Raw genomic sequence first — 18,937 nt, forward strand, 5'->3', positions numbered from 1 at the left:
TCAGTGGATCGGCGCCGGGCCGAGGTCGTCGAGCAGCTTCTGCATCGCGACGTAGGCCTTGTTGCGGTAGGCGACGAGCTCCGGCGTCCGGTCGGCCGGCACCTCGAGGTACCCGGCGCCGGACTTCGTGCCGAGCTCGCCCGCGTCGACGTGCTGCTGCAGCGACGGCGGGGTGGCGAAGCGTTCGGGCCAGCGGGTCTGCAGCGACTCGAAGCAGAACGCGTAGACGTCGAGGCCGGCCATGTCGGCGATCGCGAACGGGCCGAAGAACGGCAGGCGGAACCCGAACGTGGTCCGCACGATGGTGTCGATGTCGTCGGGGGTGGCGATGCCCTCGTCGGCGATCTTCGTGGCTTCCTCGAACAACGCGTACTGCAGGCGGTTCAGCACGAACCCGGTCGAGTCCTTCACCCGCGCCGACTGCTTGCCGGTCGCGGCGACGACGGTCTCGCCGACCGCGATCGCGTGCTCGCTCGTGGTCGGGTGCGGGATGAGCTCGACGCCGGGGATGAACGGGGCCGGGTTCGAGAAGTGCACGCCGAGGAACCGCTCCGGGCCGACGACCGCCTCGGCCAGCGACTCGATCAGGATCGTCGAGGTGTTCGAGCCGATGATCGCGTCGGGGCGGGCGGCTTCGCTGATGCGGCGGAGGGTCGCGTGCTTGATCTCGATCTTCTCGGGGACGGCCTCCTCGATGAAGTCGGCCTCCGCGACCGCTTCCTCGATGGAGGCGGCTGCGCTGAGGTGGGCGTCGACGCGCGCCACGGCGTCCGCGGGGAAGAGGCCGTCCGCAACGAACTGCTCGGTCTCTGCGATGAGCCGGGCTCGGTTGGACGCGGCGATCTCGGCCGAGACGTCGGCGATCCGGACGGTGTGGCCGGCGAGGGCGAGGACCTGGGCGATCCCGCCGCCCATGTAGCCGGATCCGACGACGGCGATGTCGAGGGTGCTCATCGGGTTGCTCCTTGGTTCTTCGTTCCGACGCTCGTGGTCGCGAGCACCGATCGGATGTACTGCTGGTTGGTGGCGCAGACGCCGAGGCTGTCCCCGCCGTACTGCTCCGTCATCACGATCCCGCGGAACCCGTCGGCGACGGCATCGCGCAGGACCTGGCGGTAGTTGATGAGACCCGTCTCCATGGTGCTCGGCGCACTCGTCGCCCAGCTGCCGTCGCCGGCCTCGTCACGCGTGTAGTTCTTCACGTGCAGGTAGTTCGTGTGCGGCATGGTCTTCGCGAAGAGCTCCCGCCAGTCCTCGATCGGCCGGTGCAGGCGGATCAGGTTCGCGACGTCCGCGTTCAGGCCGACGTTGTCGAGCCCGATGTCCTCGACCAGGCGCACGGCACTGTCGGCGGTGCCGAGGTAGGTGTCCTCGTACAGTTCGAGCGCCATCGGCAGTCCGACGGAGGCAGCGTGCTCACCGAGCTCCCGCAGGCGCTTGACCGCCGCGTTCCAGACCTCGGGGTCGTCCGGGTCCTTCGGGCCCTGCGCGGTCCAGAACCACAGCGCGCGCTTCTGGGCCTCGTTGAACGGCTGGTGCAGGCCCGTCGAGAACACCTGCATGCCCCACTCGGCCGCCGCGTCGATGGTGCGGTGGGCGTAGGCGAGGTTGTCCTCCTCGTGTCCGGGCTGGATGACGCTCTTGCGCTGCAGGTGCACCGAGGGGATCCCGATGCCGTGCGCCTTCGCGACGGCGAACAGTTCGTCGCGACGCGATCGCTCGAGGTCCGCGGGGCGGATGTGGCTGTCGGCGAGTTCGGCGAGCGAGAACCCGGCGGCGGCGATCTGTGCGAACACGTCGTCCCAGACCTCGGCCGGGGCATCGTGGAACGCAGTGCCGTCGCGCGTGACCTGGGCGAAGCCGTGCAGACAGGCGGCGATCGGCCAGGTGTCCGACGTCCAGGTGGTGGGGTCCCAATCCTGGTCGACCCAGTCCTGCGGTGTGCTCACGGAATGCTCCTTCGCATGTCGGGGTTCGGCGGTGAACCTCTTTCCTATAGGAAAGATACTCGCACCTCGACAGAGCGCAACCCCTGTGCGATCAGCTCGAGTGCGAAGCGTCCGCGCGCGACCGGAGCCGGACGGCGTCGATGTGGTGCCGCATCGCCGCGACCGCTTCGGTCGGCCCGACCGCGAGGGCATCGACCACCGCTCGGTGCTCGTGCACGGCGCGGTCGGTGTCGTCCCCGCCACCCTCGACGATCTGCCGCATCCGGTGCACGCGGGTCGTGATGATCTCGGACATCTCCTCGAGGAAGGGGTTCCGCGTCGCGTCGAAGATCACCTGGTGGAACTGCCAGTCGCTTCGGAAGAACCGGGCCATGAGTTCTTCCGACGCCTCAGCCGCACCGACCGCCGCGACCTCGTCGGCCACCGCAGCCTGCTCGTCGAGCGCCGTGCCGAGCCGCTCCCGCAGGGCGTCGACGTCACCGCGTGCGGCGAGCTCGACGGCACCGCTCTCCACGATGAGCCGGGCGTCGAACAGTGCCTCGAGTTGGTCGCCGGCCAGGGGCGGGGAGACCCGGTAGCCCTTGTTCGCTTCTCGGGTGACGAGGCCGGTGCGCTCGAGCTGCACGAGGGCTTCGCGCACCGGCGTCGGGGAGACGCCGAGCGTGCGAGCGAGCCCGTCGATCGACAGGCGCATGCCGGGTTCGACGTCGTGACCCATGAGGAACTCGAGCACCCGGTCGTACACACGGTCACGCAGGCCCAGCTGCGCGATGCGCTCGCTCCCGAACCCGGGCATCGTGCTCGTCATGCGTCGATCCTAGAGAATCCACGAACGGCCATCGTCGAACGGGCGACAGGGGCAGCGGGGCCGCGCCCGGGCTCCGGTAACGTGCCGCCATGCAGTGGAGCGACACCGGACTCGACGGTCACCAGATCGCGTTCGTGCTCCGGACGTTCCCCGACGCGGTCGTCGTCGCGGACGACTCGTGGGGTCTGCTCGACACGAGGGTCCTGCACGTCGTCGCCGGAGGCCGAGCCTGGACCGTGAAGGCGTCGGGCCAGGAGAACACGCACTTCCCGCGCGAACTCGAGGCGCACCGGACCGTGACCGACGCGCTGCGAGCCACCGGGGACACCGGCGCCCTCGTCGCCGCGGACGGACAGCACCGGGTCCTGGTCCTCGAACGCGTCCCCGGCCACCTCGCGCTCGGCACCGCCGACGAGCACGCCCCCGACGTCCACCGTCAGGCCGGCACGCTGCTCCGCCGCCTGCACGACCAGGGCACCCGGCACGATCCGGAGTTCCTCCTGCGGGAACAGGCCAAGGCCCTCGCCGCGCTCGAGGCCCCGCACCGGATCTCGGCGGACGTCGTCGCCCGGACCCGCGCGGCACTGGAGCGGCTCCCCGTCGACCACCCGGACGAGCCCCTGGTCCCGACCCACGGCGACTTCCACCCGCGCAACTGGATCGTCGACGTCGAGAACGACGTCAGCCGGCTTCGCGTCATCGACTTCGGCCGCTTCGGCTGGCGCCCGGCGTCGTTCGACCTCACCCGGCTCGCGGTGCTGCACTGGCAGCGCGATCCCGAGCTCGAGGCCGCGTTCTTCGCCGGCTACGGTGACGATCCGCGCGGACCCGATGCGTGGCGGTGGCTGCAGCTGCGCGAAGCGGTGGGGACGGCCGCGTGGGCCTACGCCGTCGGCGACGAGGGCTTCGAGGCGCAGGGCCACGACATGCTCCGCGACGCCCTCGCCCGGTTCTGACCGTGGACCGGCGGACCCGGACCCGGACCCGGACCCGGACCCGGACCACTCAGTAGATCGCGTCGATCCCCATCAGGTCGCCGAGCCCGAGCCCGCGCTGTGCGGTGTCGCACGTCGTGGCCGAGGGCCGCATCACGAGGCCGCTGTTCTTCGCCGTGTGGCCGAGGCCGTACGCGTGACCCCACTCGTGCGTGGCCACCCCGCGCAGGTCGAACCGATCACCGGAGCACGTCGCTGCGGCGGACCAGTTGACCGAGGTCGAGTACCGCTGGTCCGTCTCGACCGCCGTGCCGGACCGCGACCAGACACAGGTCACCCCGAGGGTCCCGGACGGCAGCGATCCCCACCCGACGACGCTCGACGCGTTGGCGGTTCCGCACCCGCCGGTCGCCGTGACGCCCATCGACTGCTTGAGCGTTCCGAGGTGCTTCTGGTCGGCCGTCGAGTTGATCGTCCGGCCGCACGCCGTGACCGCACCGGTCCAGGCGTCGGCTCCGGCACCGATGGCCGACGGCCCGGTCACCTTCTGGTTGTTCGGGTTGTAGCTCCACTGCACCGGTGCGGTCCACCGGAACCCGAGCCGGGTGTACGAGGTGTTGGTGCAGCTGGTGGCGGCCTTCGTCGCTGCCGTGGTGGCTGCCCCGCGCGAGACCACGCCCGCACGGTCCGGCACCGCCGTGCGCGCACGCACCGCCGTCCGTTCCTGCTGCACGGCCGCCGCCGATCCGGACCACACGTCGTCGACGCGCACGGCGACGCCCGTCCGGCCGGTGTTCGTGATCGAGACGTCGCCGGCGTCGTCCGCCCCGGTCGCTGCGACGGGCATGGCGGAGACCGTCGTCCCCGCCGCCGGCACGACGAACTGCCGTCCGTCGGGCAGGACCACGGTCGGTGACGCCACGGCGCAGCCGCTCGCGAGCTGCTGGACCGTGACCCGGTCCCCGCTGCACGTCGTGGCCGCGACGGCCGGCGCAGCGGCTCCGATCCCGATGACGACCGAGGTCAGCGCGATCCCGAATGCGACCGCTCCTGCGGTCACGGACGACGTCTTCACGATGGTTGCTCCCCTGTCCAGGCGCGCCGAGGACTCCTCGGTGCGGTCCAGACAGTGTGCGGAGCGCCCCTCGGGTCGTCAACCCCCCGAAGTGCCGGTCAGGGCACCCGCACGAACCGGGGCGCCCCACGGTCCCGCAACCGGAACCCGAGGTGCTGGTACAGCCCGATCGCCCCGGTGTTCCCGGCAGCCGCGTGCATCAGAGGGGTCTCACCGCGCTCCCGGATCCCGTGCGCGACGGCGAGCACCAGCCGCCGCCCGAACCCCTGGCCTCGGTACTCCGCATCGGTGCACACGGCGCTGATCTCGGTCCACCCCGGCGGGTGCAACCGTTCCCCCGCCATCGCGACGAGCCGCCCGTCGCGCCGGATGCCCAGGTACGTGCCGAGCTCGATGGTGCGCGGCAGGAACGGCCCCGGCTTCGTCCGCTCCACCAGGGCGGTCATCTCCGGCACGTCGTCGGGCGTCAGCACGACGGCCTCGTCGTCGGGGACCCCCTCGATGGCCTCACCGGTGAGCTGCACGCCGCCGGCGCCCTCGACCAGCTCCCACCCCGACGGCAGGACAGCAGCGGCACCGACGCCGAGCATCCCGCCAGAACCGAGCAGCGCCCGGACGTCCTCCCAGTCCTGCGCAGTGGGTTGCTCGGGGATCCCCGTCCACACCGACACGTCGGTCCGGTAGCGGACCACGTCGCCGCGCCGCTCGGCGAACCTCGCGTGGTGGCTGTTCAGCGCGGCCATCGCGGGCGCGTCGAGCATCCGCGTCGGGGTGCCGTCGTCGCCGATCGTCAGGTCGAGGGTCCGGAGCGCTTCACCGCGGGCATCACCACCACGGAACCCGAGGTCCTCGATCCGCCGACGATCGCCGTCCGCCCACCCGGCGGTGTCCGCGACGACCCCGGAGGCGTAGTTGTTCGTGGCGCGTTGGACGACCTGCTCGACCTCCGCTGCCGAGGCCACGCGGACCTCTCCCGGTCGGGGCAGCGCGGTCGAGGTCGGCGCAGTCGTCGTCATCCCACCATTCTCTGCCCGCGGCGAGCGCCGCCGGCGCATCGTTGCACCCCGTGACGGCGCGGTGCGAGCACCCCGCCAGCGCCTCACGCCAAGCGCGCCGCCACGAACTCGACCATCCGCCGCACCAGCAGCGCCCGCGACGATGCCCGCCGGTACTCGTGCCCCTCGCCTGCGAGCTCCAGGTACTCGACGTCGTGCGACCGCTCCCGCAGCGCCGCGACCACCTGGTGCGCCTCGCCGATGGGGACGTTCGTGTCGAGCTCGCCGTGCACGACGAGCAGCGGCGCCGTGACGTCGTCGATGGCACGCATCGGCGACAGGGCCGCGAGCAGCGCTTCGTCGTCGACGGGGTGCCCGTACTTCGTCGCAGCGGCAGAGGCGATCCACGGTTCGGTGTCCCGGTAGAACGTGGCGAAGTCACTCATCCCGCACACGGCGACACCGGCCGCGAACACGTCGGGCGTGAACGCCACCGACGCGAGGGTCACGTACCCGCCGTAGGAGCGGCCCTCGACGGCCACCCGGGAGCGGTCGGCGTACCCGTTCGACACCAGGAACCGTGCGCAGTCCACGACGTCGGCGAGCGCGTTCCACCGCAGGGCCAGGTCGTCGGCGTGCACGAACTCGTGTCCGTACCCGGACGATCCGCGGATGTTCGGGGCGAGGACGGTCACGCCCGCTGCGGCGAGCGCCTGGTGCTGCGGCGAGAACGTGGGTCGTTCCTGCGACTCCGGTCCGCCGTGCAGGTGGACGAGCGCTGCGCGCGGGCCGGGAGGAACGTCCCGCGTCACGTCGTCGGCATCCGCCACCGACGCGGCCGGCTCCACCGCCCGGTACAGCCAGCCGGTCAGCTCCAGTCCGTCACGCGCGGCGAACCGCTCGAGCGTCGGCTCGACCAGCTGCACGTCCGGCAGCGTGGGCACGTCGGTGACCCGGCTCCAGGTGAGCGCGTTCGTGTCGAGCCGCCAGAGTTCCCGCGGTCGCGTGGGGCCCTCGACGGCGAGCAGCACGCTCCGGCCGTCGCGGCTCAGCACCGGGTCGGTGACGACGTACCCGGGCAGGTCCGGCACCGGGGTGCGCGAGGCGTCGTGGGTGTTGATGAGGTCGAGTTCGCTGCGCCCGTCGACGTTCCAGACGAGCAGCAGCGTGCGGCCGGCGTCGTCGGCGTCGAGGTACTCGAGTTCGGCGTCGGCGCGCTCGATGATCCGTCGGGGCGTACCACGCCAGCCGTGTGGTCCGACCGGCTGCGCGACGAGTCCGCGGCGGGGCAGTCCGGCCTCGGTGGCGACGTAGGCGACGAGGGGGCTGGTCTCGCTCGCGGGCGAGGGCCGCAGGAACGCGATCTCGGCGGACCCGTCGGGGTCGTCGGCGAACAGGGCGTGGCTCTCGTCGGTCAGCCGGTCGACCACGACGACGAACTCCTGCCCACGCTGCCCGTCACTGAGCACGACGAGCCGTTCCTCCACCGACAGGTCGAGGATGTGGATGAGTTCGCCGACGGCCAGGTCGTCGCGGTCGCCGGACACCGGGTCGACCAGGTACGAGCGGGCCGGCTGGTCGGCTTCGGTCGAGGGCAGCGTGATGACGACCCGGTGCCCGCTGCGGCTCCACGGGCCGAGTTCGGCGTGCTGGTACCGCGAACCGGCGATCTGCGCGGCGTCGGTGCCGTCCGGCCGGACCACCCAGACCTGCTGCTTCACGCCGCCGTCGGTCGCGATCGCCACGGCGAGCCACTCCCCGTCGGACGACCACGACACCCGGATCACGGGGTCGTCGGACAGCGCGATCCGGACCGGTTCGGGCAGTTCGCCGTCGACGACGACGTCCTGCACGAACACCTCGGGGGTGCCGTGCCGGTCGGACACGAACGCCACGCGCCGGGCGTTCCGGGTCATGGTGGGGCCCCACGACCCCCAGGCGGCGGCGAGCCGCTCACCCAGGTCGGCCGCGGCCCTGGTCGTGACCGAGGGACGGACGTCGGCCGACGACGCGACGCTCGCCGAGCCTCCAGTCCGGATGGAACCCACGTTCACCGCACCCCCTGCTGCTGCAGCCACATCTCGATCAGGCCGAGCTGCCAGAGCGCGTTCGCGCCGATCTCGGTCCGCGTGCTGTTCGGGTCCTGGAGCATCCGCTCGACCGTACCCGGGTCGAACAGGCCGCGCTCACGTGCCTCCGGCGCGTGCAGTGCCGTGCGCACCCGCTCCAGGTACGGGCCCTCGAGCTGCCGGATCGCGGGTACCGGGAACGACCCCTTGCTGCGGTCGATGACACTGTCGGGGACGATGCCGCGCGACGCTCGCTTCATGACGCCCTTGCCGCCGTCCGACAGCTTGAGCGCGGGCGGGATCGCGCCGGCGAGCTCGACGAACTCGTGGTCCAGGAACGGCACGCGCGCCTCGAGGCCCCACGCCATCGTCATGTTGTCGACGCGCTTCACCGGGTCGTCGACGAGCATCGTCATCGTGTCGCTGCGGAGCGCAGCGTCGACGCTCGTCTCCGCGCCCGGAACCGCGAACGTGGCGTCCACGAACGCCGACGGGGTGTCGTCGTCGCTCTTCCAGCGCTCCCCGAGCAGCCCCTGCAGCGCCGGCCAGCGGCGGTCCATGAACACGGAGCGGTAGGCCTCCGCCGCCTGGTCGCGGGGGACGTCGGCGAGCGGCGGGTACCAGTCGTAGCCGGCGAGCACCTCGTCGGCACCCTGGCCGGACTGCACGACCTTGACGTGCTGCGAGACCTCCTGCGACAGCAGGTAGAACGCGACGCAGTCGTGGCTGACCATGGGCTCGCTCATGGCGGCGACCGCACCGTCGATGCCGTCGAGCAGGCGCGACGAGGGGATGTGGATGCGGTGGTGGTCGGTGCCGAAGTGCTCCGCGACCTGGTCCGAGTACTCGAACTCGTCGCCGGATTCACCGCCCGCAGCCTCGAAGCCGATGCTGAACGTGGCGAGGTCCTGCTGCCCGGCCTCGGCGAGCAGTCCGACGACCAGGGACGAGTCGATGCCGCCGGACAGCAGCACGCCCACGGGGACGTCGGCCACCATGCGGCGCTCGACCGCGGTGCGGAGCGACCCGATGAACGCCTGCTCCCAGTCGCGATCGGTCCAGTCGGCCTTGCCCGGGTCGCGTTCGAACCGCGGCTCCCAGTAGACGGTGTCGCGGGATGTGCCGTCGCGCTCGATCACCCGGACCGTGGCGGGCGGGAGCTTGCCGACGCCGGACAGGATCGTGCGGGGTGCGGGCACGATCGAGTGGAAGCTCATGTAGGACGCGAAGGCGACGGGGTCGATGGACGTGTCGATGCCGCCGCCGGCCAGCACCGCAGGCAGGGACGACGCGAAGCGGAGCCCGCCAGGTACCTGTGCCACGTACAACGGCTTGATGCCGAGCCGGTCCCGCGCGAGCACGAGTCGGCCGCTGGCGTGTTCCCAGATCGCGATGGCGAACATGCCGATCAGGTGCTCGACGAAGGCCGTGCCCCACTCGGCGTAGGCGACGGCGATGACCTCGGTGTCCGACGTCGAGAAGAACTCGTGCCCCTTGCCGCGCAGCTCGTCACGCAGCTGCTCGTAGTTGTAGACCATGCCGTTGTAGGCGATCGTCAGTCCGGCCCGGGGCAGCACCATCGGCTGTGCACCGGCGGTGGACAGGTCGACGATCGACAGTCGTCGGTGCCCGAGCGCGACCGGCCCGCGTGCCCACAGCCCGTCACCGTCGGGGCCGCGGTGCACCATGCACCCGGTCATCCGCGCCACTGCTCCGACGTCCGGGGCCGTGCCGTCGAACCGGATCTCGCCCGCGAGTCCACACATCAGCGCTCTCCCTCGGCCGCCGCCGTCGCGGCGGATCCCACGATCCACGTGTCCTTGGCCCCGCCGCCGCGCGACGAGTTCACGACCATGCTGCCCTCGGGCGCGACCCGGGTCAGCGCGACGTCGGCGAGGTGCGCGTCGTCCGCTCCGGTCCCGGTCAGGTAGACGAACGCGCGCAGGTCGACGTGCCGGGGGTCGAGGCCCGCCGGTCCGATGGTCGGGTGCGACGACAGCTGCACCACTTCCTGCCCGACCCAACCAGCAGGATCCGCGGCGATCTCACGCCGTCGCTCGGCGACCTCGGGAGCGCTCGCGCTCGGCCCGATCAGGACCCCGCGTCCGCCTTCGCCGTCGACCGGCTTCGTCACGAGTTCGCCGACCCGGTCGAGGACCGACAGGCGTTCGCCCTCGATGCTCGTGCGGTACGTCGGCACCGACTCGAGCAGCGGCTTCTCGTCCAGGTAGTACCAGATCAGGTCCGGCACGTTGACGTACATCGCCTTGTCGTCGACCAGGGCGTTGCCCGGAGCGTTCGACAGGTGGACGTGTCCGGCCTCGGCGACGTCGAGGACGCGGGCGCCCAGCTCCGGCGCGTGGTCAGCAGTCAGGGCCCGCACGTCGCGGTCGATCCGCAGGTACAGGCCGTCGAGCACGTCGCCGGTCGTCGCGTCGACCACGCGTCCGTCACGGACGTCCAGGTCGGACCCGGCCAGGAGGCGCAGCCCGGCTCCGTCGGCCAGCCTGCGGTGCTCGAACCACGCGCCGGCGGCGGGGCCGTCGCTGACGAGTGCGAGCACCGGGTCCGGGTTGCCGGTCACCGCGGTCGCGTTGGTGCGCAGGGTCTCGTGCAGGCGGTCGGTCACGCCGTGCGGGTCCCGCAACAGCGCCGGACGGGGCGCGTCGGGCACGACGGCGTCCATGAGCTCGCGGAGGGCGATGCCGTACGCCACCCCGGAGGGCGAGCGCACGTTGTCCTCGAGCACCCGCCAGCCGCCGAACTCGTTCCGCACCAGGTCGAAGCCGAGCACAGGTGCCCGCACCGCGTGACCGGGCAGGCGCGAGGCGTCGGGGTCCCAGCCGTTCGCACCGACGAACTGGTGCTCGTCCATGACCCCGTCGGCCACGATCCGCCGCTCGCCGTACACGTCGCGCAGGAACAGCTCGATCGCCCGTGCGCGCTGCCCGAGGCCGCGCTCCAGCTGCGACCACTCGTACGCGCTGATCGTCCGCGGCACCAGGTCGCACCCGAACGCCTGAACGCCGCCGTCCACGACGAAGCCGACCTCGTGCTCGCGGGCCCAGGCGTCGCGTGCGGCGCAGTGCTCGTTCGTCGTGTCGGCGTCCCAGGCGGTGAAGTACGTCGCCAGGTCGCGGAACGCCGGACGGGGGCGGGCACCGGGGCCGACCGCTTCGTCGCCGGCGCGCACGCGGTACCCGGGGACCGCGACCGCCGGGTCCTCGTCACGTCCGGACGGCGTGCCGGCGGTGTCCTCGACCACCAGGGCGACGACGTCGTCGAGCTCACCGCGCTCGGCGTACGCGGTGCGCTGTCGATCGGTGGAGTTGCCGCGGGCCAGGGTGTCCTCGAGCAGGTCCGTGACGGTGCCCCAGTCGCCGAGCTCCTCGAGTTCCGGGCGCAGGCGGGACACCAGTTGCCGGACGGCGACCTCGGCGGGCAGGCGGTCCGGGTGCTGCCCGAGGCCGAGCAGTTCGCCGCTCAGCCCCGTGCGCGCTGCCTGCCACATCGCTGCACGGTGCAGGGGTTCGCTGCGGGGGTGCCACTCGGCGCCCGACTCGACGGCGATCTCGGCCTTCCGCACCGCGGCCCGGAACAACCCGGCGATGAGCACCGCGTCGTCGACGATCGGGGTGGCGTCGCAGACCCGGAGTTCGAGCGTCGGAGCGTGCGACGACGGCCGCACGTCGAAGTACGCCATCTTCTTGTCGGCGATCACCCCCGACGCGATCAGGTCGTCCAGCACCTTGTCGTACTCCGCCGCGTTCGACACCCGTCCGAAGCTGCCGGCCGACGGCCACCGCTGCCAGATGATGCTGCGGAACGACGAGTACCCGGTGTCCTGCCCGTTCCAGAACGGACTCGACGCGCTCAGGGCCAGCAGCACCGGCAGCACCGGCGCGACCCGCTGGGCGATCTGCACCGCCAGGTCGCGGTCGCTCACCCCGACGTGCACCTGCAGGCCGCAGATGAGCTGCTCGTCGACGAGCATCCGGTACTGCTCCTGCATCCGGCCGTAGCGTCCGCCGCTGGTCAGTTCGAAGTCGGCGTACTCGGACCGCGGCGCCGTCCCGACCGACGCGATGGTGACCCCTGCCGGTGCGATCGCGGCGCTGAGCTCTCGGCGCAGGTCGACGATCACCCGCCGCAGGTCGTCGAGGGTGCGCACCACGGGGGTGTTCGTCTCGATGGTCGTGCGCTGCAGTTCCGCGCCGAAGCGGTCGGCGGGCAGCTTGGGCAGAAGGCGCGGGGCCTTCGCGGAAAGTCGGCCGGACTCGAGGTCGATGAGGTGCAGCTCTTCCTCGGCGCCGAGCGTCAGCTCTGCACTCATGGCTGGAACCTACGCGCGGCGGCTGTGGTGCGCGCCGCGGCACACCGCCCGACGCATGCTCGTAACATATGTCATATATTGGATCGATGACCGCACTCATCGAGTCCACGGCGCTGACGCGTCGGTTCCCCAGTTCCGCAGGCCGTGACGTGACCGTCCTCGACGACGTCACCTTGACCATCGGCCGCGGCGAACTCGTCACGATCGTCGGGCCCAGCGGCTCCGGCAAGTCGACCCTCCTCCAGTGCCTGTCCGGACTGGACGCCCCGACCGCCGGCACCGTGCGCATCGACGGCACCGACCTCGCCAACCTCCGCGGAGACGCCCTCGCAGCGTTCCGCCGAGACCACCTCGGGTTCGTGTTCCAGTCGTACAACCTCATCCCGGCGCTGACGGCGTTCGAGAACGTGGCGCTGCCCCTCCGACTGTCGACCGGATCCGTCGATCGCGCCGTCGTCCGGGACGCCCTCGACGCGGTGGGACTGACGGCGGTCGCCCGGCACCGTCCCGGACAGCTCTCCGGTGGACAGCAGCAGCGTGTCGCGATCGCCCGCACCATCGTCACGGCACCCGACGTGGTGTTCGCCGACGAACCGACCGGCGCCCTCGACACCGAGTCCGGTGCCCGTGTGCTCGAACTCCTGCGAGCGGCGGCCGTCGGGCAACGCTCCGTGGTGATGGTCACGCACGACCTCGAAGCCGCGGCGCTCGGCGACCGAGTGCTCGTCCTGCGCGACGGTCGGCTGCATCGTGAGCTCATCGATCCGTCGGTGACCGACGTCCTCGCGGCGGTGTCCAGGTGATCGCGCGACTCGTCCTCGCCGAGGTCCTCCGGGCCTGGCGACTCTGGGTCTCGACGTTCGTCGTCATGGTCCTCGCAGCCGTCGTCGCGCTCGTCTGCGCGGGCGACGTCTCGACCGCTGCGGGGATCGCCGACCGGGCGGACGCCGACGCCCTCCGCAACCACGCGCTGGTGTTCGGCGCGATGAACGCCATCGTCGTCATCGGGGCGCTCAACGTCCTCGTGACGTTCTCGATCCGGATCCAGCGCCGGAACCACGCGCTCTGGCAGTTCGGTGGCATCGGCCCGGCGCTGATCCGACGCGTGGTCTTCGCGCAGGCCGCGACGGTGTCACTGGCCGCGTTCGCCGTGGCCCTCGCGGTGATGCCCCTCACGCTGCAGTCCCTGATGGCCTTCCTCTCCGCCCCGATGCGGAGCACGGGCAGCCCGGCCCTGGAACCCCGACTCGGCGTGCCCGACGGGCTCATCGCCTTCGCAGCCTTCGAGCTCACCGTGCTGCTGAGTGCGATCGGTGCCGCGCGGGCCGCCTCGAGCACTCCGGCGCTGTTCGCCGTCCGTGAGCCCGAGCTCGAACCACCGCGACCGAGCGTCGGCCGCAAGGTGATCGTGTGGGTGTCCGGCGGGGTTGCCATCGCGCTGTACGCCCTCAACCTCATGGGCGAGCGCGGGATCTCGATGGTCTTCCTCGTGCCGGTCATGGTCTGCGTCATCGCCGCGGCACCGTGGCTCTGCCGAGCGCTGGTCTCCGGGTGGACCGCGGCACTGCCAGGGTCACCCGCCGCGTGGTTCCTCGCGCGCGAGTCGCTGCGGTACCACCTCACGCGCAGCCACTCCGCGATCGCCCTGCTCTCCGTGGCGATGCTGCTCGGGTCGCTCACCGGCTTGGCGGGCGTGTGGGACTCCCCCGCGTACTACCTCGGCGGCCTCGCGATCTTCGGCGGGCCGGTGCTCATCGTCCTCTTCACCGGCGCTGCCACCGTCGTGATGACCACGCTCAGCCGACGACGCGACGTGGCCCTGCTCGTCGTGACCGGCGGCACGTTCCGGACGGCGCTCGTCGCGGCGGTCCTCGAAGCCGTCGCCGTCGTGGTCACGGCTGTCCTCATCGCGCTTCCGTTGGCGTTGGCGAGTGGGCCCGCCGCACTGACGACCTGGACGGACCCGCTCCGGCCACTGCCGTTCGTGGTCGCGATCGGGCTCGTCATCATGGTCGCCGCGATGGTCTCCCCAGTGCTGCAGGCCCGGCGTCGGGCGCTTGGCCCGCAGCTCGTGGACACGGCGGTCTGAGCACACGACCGTTACCCCGTGCGGACCTCTTCACCCCGCGCGAGGTTCCACGCACCGTGCCCGGTTACAAGCACGCACCATGCGGTCAACCTCGCACCAGCCCGCGCACCCCGCACCGTGCAGTAGACGCACCGCACAGGCGGACGGGAGGCACGGCGCCAGCCCGCCACGCGCCTCCCGTCCGCACCGTGCGCACCTCGCCACCCCGTGCGAGGTTCCACGCACCGTGCGCCGCCACAAGCACGCACCATGCGGTCAACCTCGCACCAGCCCGCGCAACCCGCACCGTGCTGTGGACGCACCGCACAGGCGGACGGGAGGCACGGCGCCCGTCCGCCACGCGCCTCCCGTCCGCACCGTGCGCACCTCGCCACCCCGTGCGAGGTTCCACGCACCGTGCGCCGCCACAAGCACGCACCATGCGCGCAACCTCGCACCAGCCCGCACAACCCGCACCGTGCAGGCCGGCGCCTACCCGCGCGTCCGGGCCAGGCGCCGGTTCAGCGCACCGTTCAGCAGCGCCACGAGCAGCCCCACCGCGAACACGAGCGTCCCGAAGCACAGCACCTGCGGCGGCATCCCGGCCTTCGCGGCGCCGTAGACGAACAGGGGGAACGTGACCGCGGGCCCGGCGACGAACGAGGTGATGACGTAGTCGTCGATCGACATCGCGAGCGCCAGCAGCCCGGCCGCGAGCATGCCCGGCGCGAGCAACGGCAGCGTCACGAGCCGGAAGGCCTGGAACGGCGTCGCCCCGAGGTCGCTCGCGGCCTCTTCGAGCACCCGCGACGTGCCGGAGATCCGGGCGCGGAGCACCACCACGACGTACGCGACGTCGAACGCCACGTGGGTGATGAGCACGGTCAGGAACCCGGTGCCGAGCCCCACCGACAGGAAGAACGACAGCGACGCCGAGCCGACCACGATCGAGGGCGCCGCGATGTCCGCGAACACCACGGCGTTCACGGCACCGCGACCGCGGAACCGGTACCGCTCGAGCGCGAGGGCCAGCGGCAGCCCGATCGCGACCGAGATGATCGCGGCCAGGAACGCGACGACGACCGAGGTGACGAACGCGGCTCCGAGCCCGGACACGTTGACCAGGTTCGCGTACCAGTACGTCGTGAAGCCGTTCCACGCGAACGACAGCCGGTTCGTCGGGGCGTCGTTGAACGAGTACACGATCATGTAGACGATCGGGACGAGCGTGATCGCGATGGTGACCCAGTAGACGATCGCGAGCCAGGGCCCGCGACGGTTCACGCCGTGGCGGTGGACGACGGGCGACGAGGTGGTCACGGTGGACGGACGAGACGGTGCGACGGCGGTCATACGAGGTCCTCGAGGTCGTCGGTGCCGGAGACGCGGGCGTAGATGAACAGGATGATGCCGAGCACGACCATGAGCACGGTCGACAGTGCCGCGGCGACGTTGTACTGCTGGTTGCCGGAGTACGCGTCCTGGATCGCCTGGCCGATCGTGTACGTGTTCGTGCCGCCGAGCAGGGCAGAGTTCACCGGGTCGCCGACGCTGTCGATGAACACGAGCAGGACGCCGGCGAAGATGCCCGAGCGGGACAGCGGCAGCGTGGTGTGCCAGAACGCCCGGAACTTGCCGGCGTAGAGGTCGTTGGCGGCCTCGCCGAGTCGCGGGTCGATGCGTTCGAGCGCGGCGTAGATCGGCAGCACCATGAACGCCAGGTCGTTGTAGGCGTCGCCGAAGATCACCGCGCCGCCGGTGCCGAGGATGTGGAAGTCCTTGCCTGCCAGGCCGATCGCCTGCAGGAAGGTGACGACCGGACCCTGCGACGCGAGCACGAACGCCCACATGTCGGTGCGGATGATGAACGACACCAGGAAGCTCACGAACACGAGCATGAGCAGCGGGTTCTTCCACCGCGGCGAGACCCGGAACGCGATGAAGTACGCCACCGGGTAGCCGACGATGATGGTCACGACCGTGGCGGCGGCGCCGTACCAGAGGGACCGGAGCAGGAACGTCAGGTAGGGCACCTGCGGGTCGATGAACAGCGAGCCGTAGATCCCCCAGTTCCACGTGAAGGTGTACCCGTCGTCCGGGTTGCCCGACATGAGCGAGACGATGAGCCCGGAAACGAGTGGGATGACGAAGAACACGCAGAGGTACGCGGTCCCGACCAACGCGAGCAGGAAGGGCGTGCTGCGACGGCGTCCCCGACGGACCGGTGCCGGACCGGCACCCGGCGTCGGTGCGGCACCCGGGCCGGCGACCCCGACGGCGGTCACGACTGCACCACCGCGTTGAAGATGCCGTTCCACTCCGAGTACTCGTCGTAGTTCTCGAACACCCGGAACTCGTGCGACCGGTCCAGCACGTCGGAGTCCGGGAAGACCAGCGGGCTGTCCGCCACCGTCGCGTCGTCGAGCTCGTCACGGACGTAGGCCTCGGCGCTGGGGACCGGGCAGACGTAGTTGACCCAGTCCTCGACGATGCCCGCGATCTTCGGCGTGTAGTAGAAGTCCATCCACTCGAGGGCGGCCACCGGGTTCGCTGCCTGCCGGGGGATCATGAGGTTGTCGTGCCACATCATCTGGCCCTCCTCCGGCGTCACGAACTTCAGGTCCTCGAACCCGGACTGCTGCGCCTGGAAGACGTCGCCGGACCAGGCCTGGGTGATCCAGGTGTCGCCGTTCTCGAGCTTGTTGATGTAGCTCTGGTCGTAGAAGCCGGTCACGCTCGGGCGCAGTTTCCGCAACCACGCCTGCGCTTTCCGCCAGTCCGCCGGGGTGGACGTCTCCGGGGCGATGCCGTTCGCGAGCAGTCCGAGGGAACCGAGCTCGGTGTTGTCGCTCATCAGCCCGACGCGGCCCGCGAACGCCGGGTCGAGCAGGTCCTGGAACGAGGTGATCTCGCGGTCGATGTACTTCGGGTTGTAGGCGATCCCGGTGAACCCGGTCTGCCAGACGACGGAGTGCTTGTTGCCGGGGTCGTACGTCGGGTCCTTCACCGAGTCACCCGCGTTCGCCGCGAAGTTCGGCAGCCGCGAGTGGTCGAGCTCGCACACGAAGCCGTTCTTGATCATCTGGGTCAGCTCGAACCCGTTGGTCATCACGACCAGGTCGTAGCCGGTGGCACCCTGCGCCCGCAGGATCGGCGAGACGGTCGCGTAGAACGTCGCGTTGTCCTGGATCACCGCCTGGTAGTCGACGCTGATGCCGGTGGCCTGCTGGAACAGCGCGAGCGACTCGGACTTGCCGTGGTCGGAGTCGATGTAGAGCGGCCAGTTCGCGAAGTTCAGCTGCTTCGTCGCCTTGGCGTCCTTCCAGAACGCGGTCCAGTCGACGGCGTTCTCGGCGCCGGAGGCGGCTGAGCCCTTGATGCTGCACCCGGTGAGCAGCGCCGCGAGCGCGGCGGCTCCTCCGCCGGCGAGCAGGCCGCGTCGGCTGACGCGCACGGACGTCAGTCCGCGCAGCAGGTCCGGGCCGGGTCCCCCGCCGGTCACGCGAGCGATCCTGCCGTGGCGGGTGCGGACTGGAGGCCCGTGGCGGCGTGGGTGGTGACGGTCTGGTCGGACGCGGGGTGCGCCTCCAGGCCGAAACCGTGGTCGACGCCCCACGTGAGCCAGACCTCGGTGCCGGTGGCGATCCGCGGTCCGCCCTTCGAGTTCTGCGCGAAGACGGAGACGCGGCCGGCTCCGGGGACGTCCACCAGGTACTGCGTGCTGACCCCGGAGAACGAGACGTCGACCACGCGGCCGGGGCCGAGGATGTTGCGGCCGGCTTCGGGGGTGGGCTCCGAGGTGCGGATCTTGAGCTTCTCGGGACGGACGCCCACGACGACGCTGCCCGAGGTCCGGACGGCGCGGTCGGCCGGGACGGCGATGGTGCCCGCCGGGGTCGCGACCACGAGCAGCGGGCCGTCGGTGCCGCGGACCTCGCCCTCGAGCAGGTTCGACTGACCGAGGAAGTTCGCGACGAACGCGGTGCGGGGCAGTTCGTACAGGTCCTGGGGGCTGCCCATCTGCTCGATCCGGCCGCCGTTCATGACGGCGACCGTGTCGGCCATCGTCATCGCTTCTTCCTGGTCGTGCGTGACGTGCAGGAAGGTGAGCCCGACCTCGGCCTGGATCGTCTTGAGTTCGAGCTGCATCTGGTGGCGGAGCTTCAGGTCCAGCGCGCCGAGCGGCTCGTCGAGCAGGAGCAGGGCCGGCCGGTTGACGATCGCGCGGGCCAGGGCGACGCGTTGCTGCATGCCGCCGGACAGGGAGGCGGGGCGCTTGTCGGCCGAGGCATCGAGTTCGACCAGGTGCAGGGCCTCGCGCGCCTTCGCCATCGGGTCCGGGATCCGTCGCCGCTTCAGGCCGAACGCGACGTTGTCGAGCACGCTCATGTGCGGGAACAGCGCGTAGTTCTGGAACACCGTGTTGACGGGCCGCTGGTAGGGCTTCGTGTCGGTGACGTCCTCGCCGCCGATCGTGATGGTGCCGCTCGTGGGCTCCTCGAGCCCGGCGACGAGCCGCAACGTCGTGGTCTTGCCGCAGCCGGAGGGGCCGAGCAGGGCGAAGAACGAGCCGGCCGGCACCGTCAGGTCCAGCGCGTCGACCGCGGTGTGTCCGGGGAACGACTTGGTGATCTGCTCGAGTCGGAGATCGGCTCCGGATTCGGCGAACGTGCCGGTCATTGCCATGGTGCCTCCTGCTGCTTCG

General features: G+C 71.2%; 15 protein-coding genes. 3 read left to right on the forward strand and 12 right to left on the reverse strand.

Annotation, left to right across the window (positions count from 1 at the left end; translation table 11 throughout):
* From EDF40_RS09110 to EDF40_RS09120, 3 genes are all read right to left on the reverse strand, one after another.
* The gene (locus tag EDF40_RS09110; protein ID WP_123339285.1) at positions 1-954 is read right to left on the reverse strand and encodes a 3-hydroxyacyl-CoA dehydrogenase family protein; all 954 of its coding nucleotides are present in this window, start codon (positions 952-954) and stop codon (positions 1-3) included.
* On the reverse strand, positions 951-1,949 hold the full coding sequence (locus EDF40_RS09115) for a sugar phosphate isomerase/epimerase (RefSeq protein ID WP_123339286.1): 999 nt from the start codon (positions 1,947-1,949) through the stop codon (positions 951-953). The genes EDF40_RS09110 and EDF40_RS09115 overlap by 4 nt, the downstream gene beginning before the upstream one ends.
* 91 nt (positions 1,950-2,040) lie before the next feature.
* Positions 2,041-2,757, reverse strand: coding sequence for a GntR family transcriptional regulator (locus tag EDF40_RS09120; protein WP_123339287.1), 717 nt, complete (start codon positions 2,755-2,757; stop codon positions 2,041-2,043).
* Between the two features lie 89 nt (positions 2,758-2,846).
* Here EDF40_RS09120 and EDF40_RS09125 point away from each other — a divergent pair, with 89 nt between their 5' ends.
* Positions 2,847-3,713: a phosphotransferase family protein gene (locus EDF40_RS09125; RefSeq protein WP_123339288.1), complete on the forward strand. Its 867-nt coding sequence runs from the start codon at positions 2,847-2,849 to the stop codon at positions 3,711-3,713.
* Between the two features lie 49 nt (positions 3,714-3,762).
* Here the strand turns inward: EDF40_RS09125 and EDF40_RS09130 are convergent, their stop codons facing one another.
* The 5 genes from EDF40_RS09130 to EDF40_RS09150 all read right to left on the reverse strand — a co-directional run bounded on the left by EDF40_RS09130 (position 3,763) and on the right by EDF40_RS09150 (position 12,164).
* Entirely contained in the window at positions 3,763-4,752 is a 990-nt protein-coding gene (locus EDF40_RS09130; protein ID WP_148053813.1) for a matrixin family metalloprotease, read from the reverse strand.
* 113 nt (positions 4,753-4,865) lie between these two features.
* On the reverse strand, positions 4,866-5,783 hold the full coding sequence (locus tag EDF40_RS09135) for a GNAT family N-acetyltransferase (RefSeq protein ID WP_221180460.1): 918 nt from the start codon (positions 5,781-5,783) through the stop codon (positions 4,866-4,868).
* 83 nt (positions 5,784-5,866) lie between these two features.
* A complete protein-coding gene (locus EDF40_RS09140) occupies positions 5,867-7,810 on the reverse strand; it encodes a prolyl oligopeptidase family serine peptidase (RefSeq protein WP_260212636.1) in 1,944 nt (647 codons plus the stop codon).
* A 2-nt stretch (positions 7,811-7,812) separates the two neighbouring features.
* Complete coding sequence (locus EDF40_RS09145) at positions 7,813-9,597, reverse strand: N-acetylglutaminylglutamine amidotransferase (RefSeq protein ID WP_123339537.1); 1,785 nt, start codon at positions 9,595-9,597, stop codon at positions 7,813-7,815.
* Positions 9,597-12,164, reverse strand: coding sequence for a carboxylate--amine ligase/circularly permuted type 2 ATP-grasp protein (locus EDF40_RS09150; protein WP_123339291.1), 2,568 nt, complete (start codon positions 12,162-12,164; stop codon positions 9,597-9,599). Before EDF40_RS09150 ends, EDF40_RS09145 begins: the two co-directional genes overlap by 1 nt.
* An 86-nt stretch (positions 12,165-12,250) precedes the next feature.
* On the opposite strand from EDF40_RS09150, the gene EDF40_RS09155 reads away from it, so the two are divergent.
* Together EDF40_RS09155 and EDF40_RS09160 are read left to right on the forward strand one after the other, a co-directional pair.
* Positions 12,251-12,967, forward strand: coding sequence for an ABC transporter ATP-binding protein (locus EDF40_RS09155; protein WP_123339292.1), 717 nt, complete (start codon positions 12,251-12,253; stop codon positions 12,965-12,967).
* Complete coding sequence (locus tag EDF40_RS09160) at positions 12,964-14,253, forward strand: hypothetical protein (protein WP_123339293.1); 1,290 nt, start codon at positions 12,964-12,966, stop codon at positions 14,251-14,253. Before EDF40_RS09155 ends, EDF40_RS09160 begins: the two co-directional genes overlap by 4 nt.
* A 471-nt stretch (positions 14,254-14,724) precedes the next feature.
* Here the strand turns inward: EDF40_RS09160 and EDF40_RS09165 are convergent, their stop codons facing one another.
* From EDF40_RS09165 to EDF40_RS09180, 4 genes are read right to left on the reverse strand one after another with little or no spacing between them, the layout of a single operon-like run.
* Positions 14,725-15,585, reverse strand: a complete 861-nt coding sequence (locus EDF40_RS09165; protein WP_123339294.1) for an ABC transporter permease — start codon at positions 15,583-15,585, stop codon at positions 14,725-14,727.
* Entirely contained in the window at positions 15,582-16,517 is a 936-nt protein-coding gene (locus EDF40_RS09170; protein WP_123339295.1) for an ABC transporter permease, read from the reverse strand. The genes EDF40_RS09165 and EDF40_RS09170 overlap by 4 nt, the downstream gene beginning before the upstream one ends.
* Positions 16,514-17,734, reverse strand: a complete 1,221-nt coding sequence (locus EDF40_RS09175; RefSeq protein WP_221180461.1) for a PotD/PotF family extracellular solute-binding protein — start codon at positions 17,732-17,734, stop codon at positions 16,514-16,516. The genes EDF40_RS09170 and EDF40_RS09175 overlap by 4 nt, the downstream gene beginning before the upstream one ends.
* Positions 17,731-18,918: an ABC transporter ATP-binding protein gene (locus tag EDF40_RS09180; protein ID WP_123339296.1), complete on the reverse strand. Its 1,188-nt coding sequence runs from the start codon at positions 18,916-18,918 to the stop codon at positions 17,731-17,733. Before EDF40_RS09180 ends, EDF40_RS09175 begins: the two co-directional genes overlap by 4 nt.
* Positions 18,919-18,937 lie beyond the last annotated feature (19 nt).

The organism is Curtobacterium sp. PhB170 (assembly GCF_003752345.1).
Taxonomy (GTDB): Bacteria; Actinomycetota; Actinomycetes; order Actinomycetales; family Microbacteriaceae; genus Curtobacterium.

Coding starts and splice junctions, on each gene's coding strand:
- EDF40_RS09150 (WP_123339291.1), bottom strand. CDS start 12,164: ATGAGTGCAGAGCTGACGCTCGGCGCCGAGGAAGAGCTGCACCTCATC.
- EDF40_RS09155 (WP_123339292.1), top strand. CDS start 12,251: ATGACCGCACTCATCGAGTCCACGGCGCTGACGCGTCGGTTCCCCAGT.
- EDF40_RS09135 (WP_221180460.1), bottom strand. CDS start 5,783: ATGACGACGACTGCGCCGACCTCGACCGCGCTGCCCCGACCGGGAGAG.
- EDF40_RS09165 (WP_123339294.1), bottom strand. CDS start 15,585: ATGACCGCCGTCGCACCGTCTCGTCCGTCCACCGTGACCACCTCGTCG.
- EDF40_RS09180 (WP_123339296.1), bottom strand. CDS start 18,918: ATGGCAATGACCGGCACGTTCGCCGAATCCGGAGCCGATCTCCGACTC.
- EDF40_RS09120 (WP_123339287.1), bottom strand. CDS start 2,757: ATGACGAGCACGATGCCCGGGTTCGGGAGCGAGCGCATCGCGCAGCTG.
- EDF40_RS09145 (WP_123339537.1), bottom strand. CDS start 9,597: ATGTGTGGACTCGCGGGCGAGATCCGGTTCGACGGCACGGCCCCGGAC.
- EDF40_RS09125 (WP_123339288.1), top strand. CDS start 2,847: ATGCAGTGGAGCGACACCGGACTCGACGGTCACCAGATCGCGTTCGTG.
- EDF40_RS09110 (WP_123339285.1), bottom strand. CDS start 954: ATGAGCACCCTCGACATCGCCGTCGTCGGATCCGGCTACATGGGCGGC.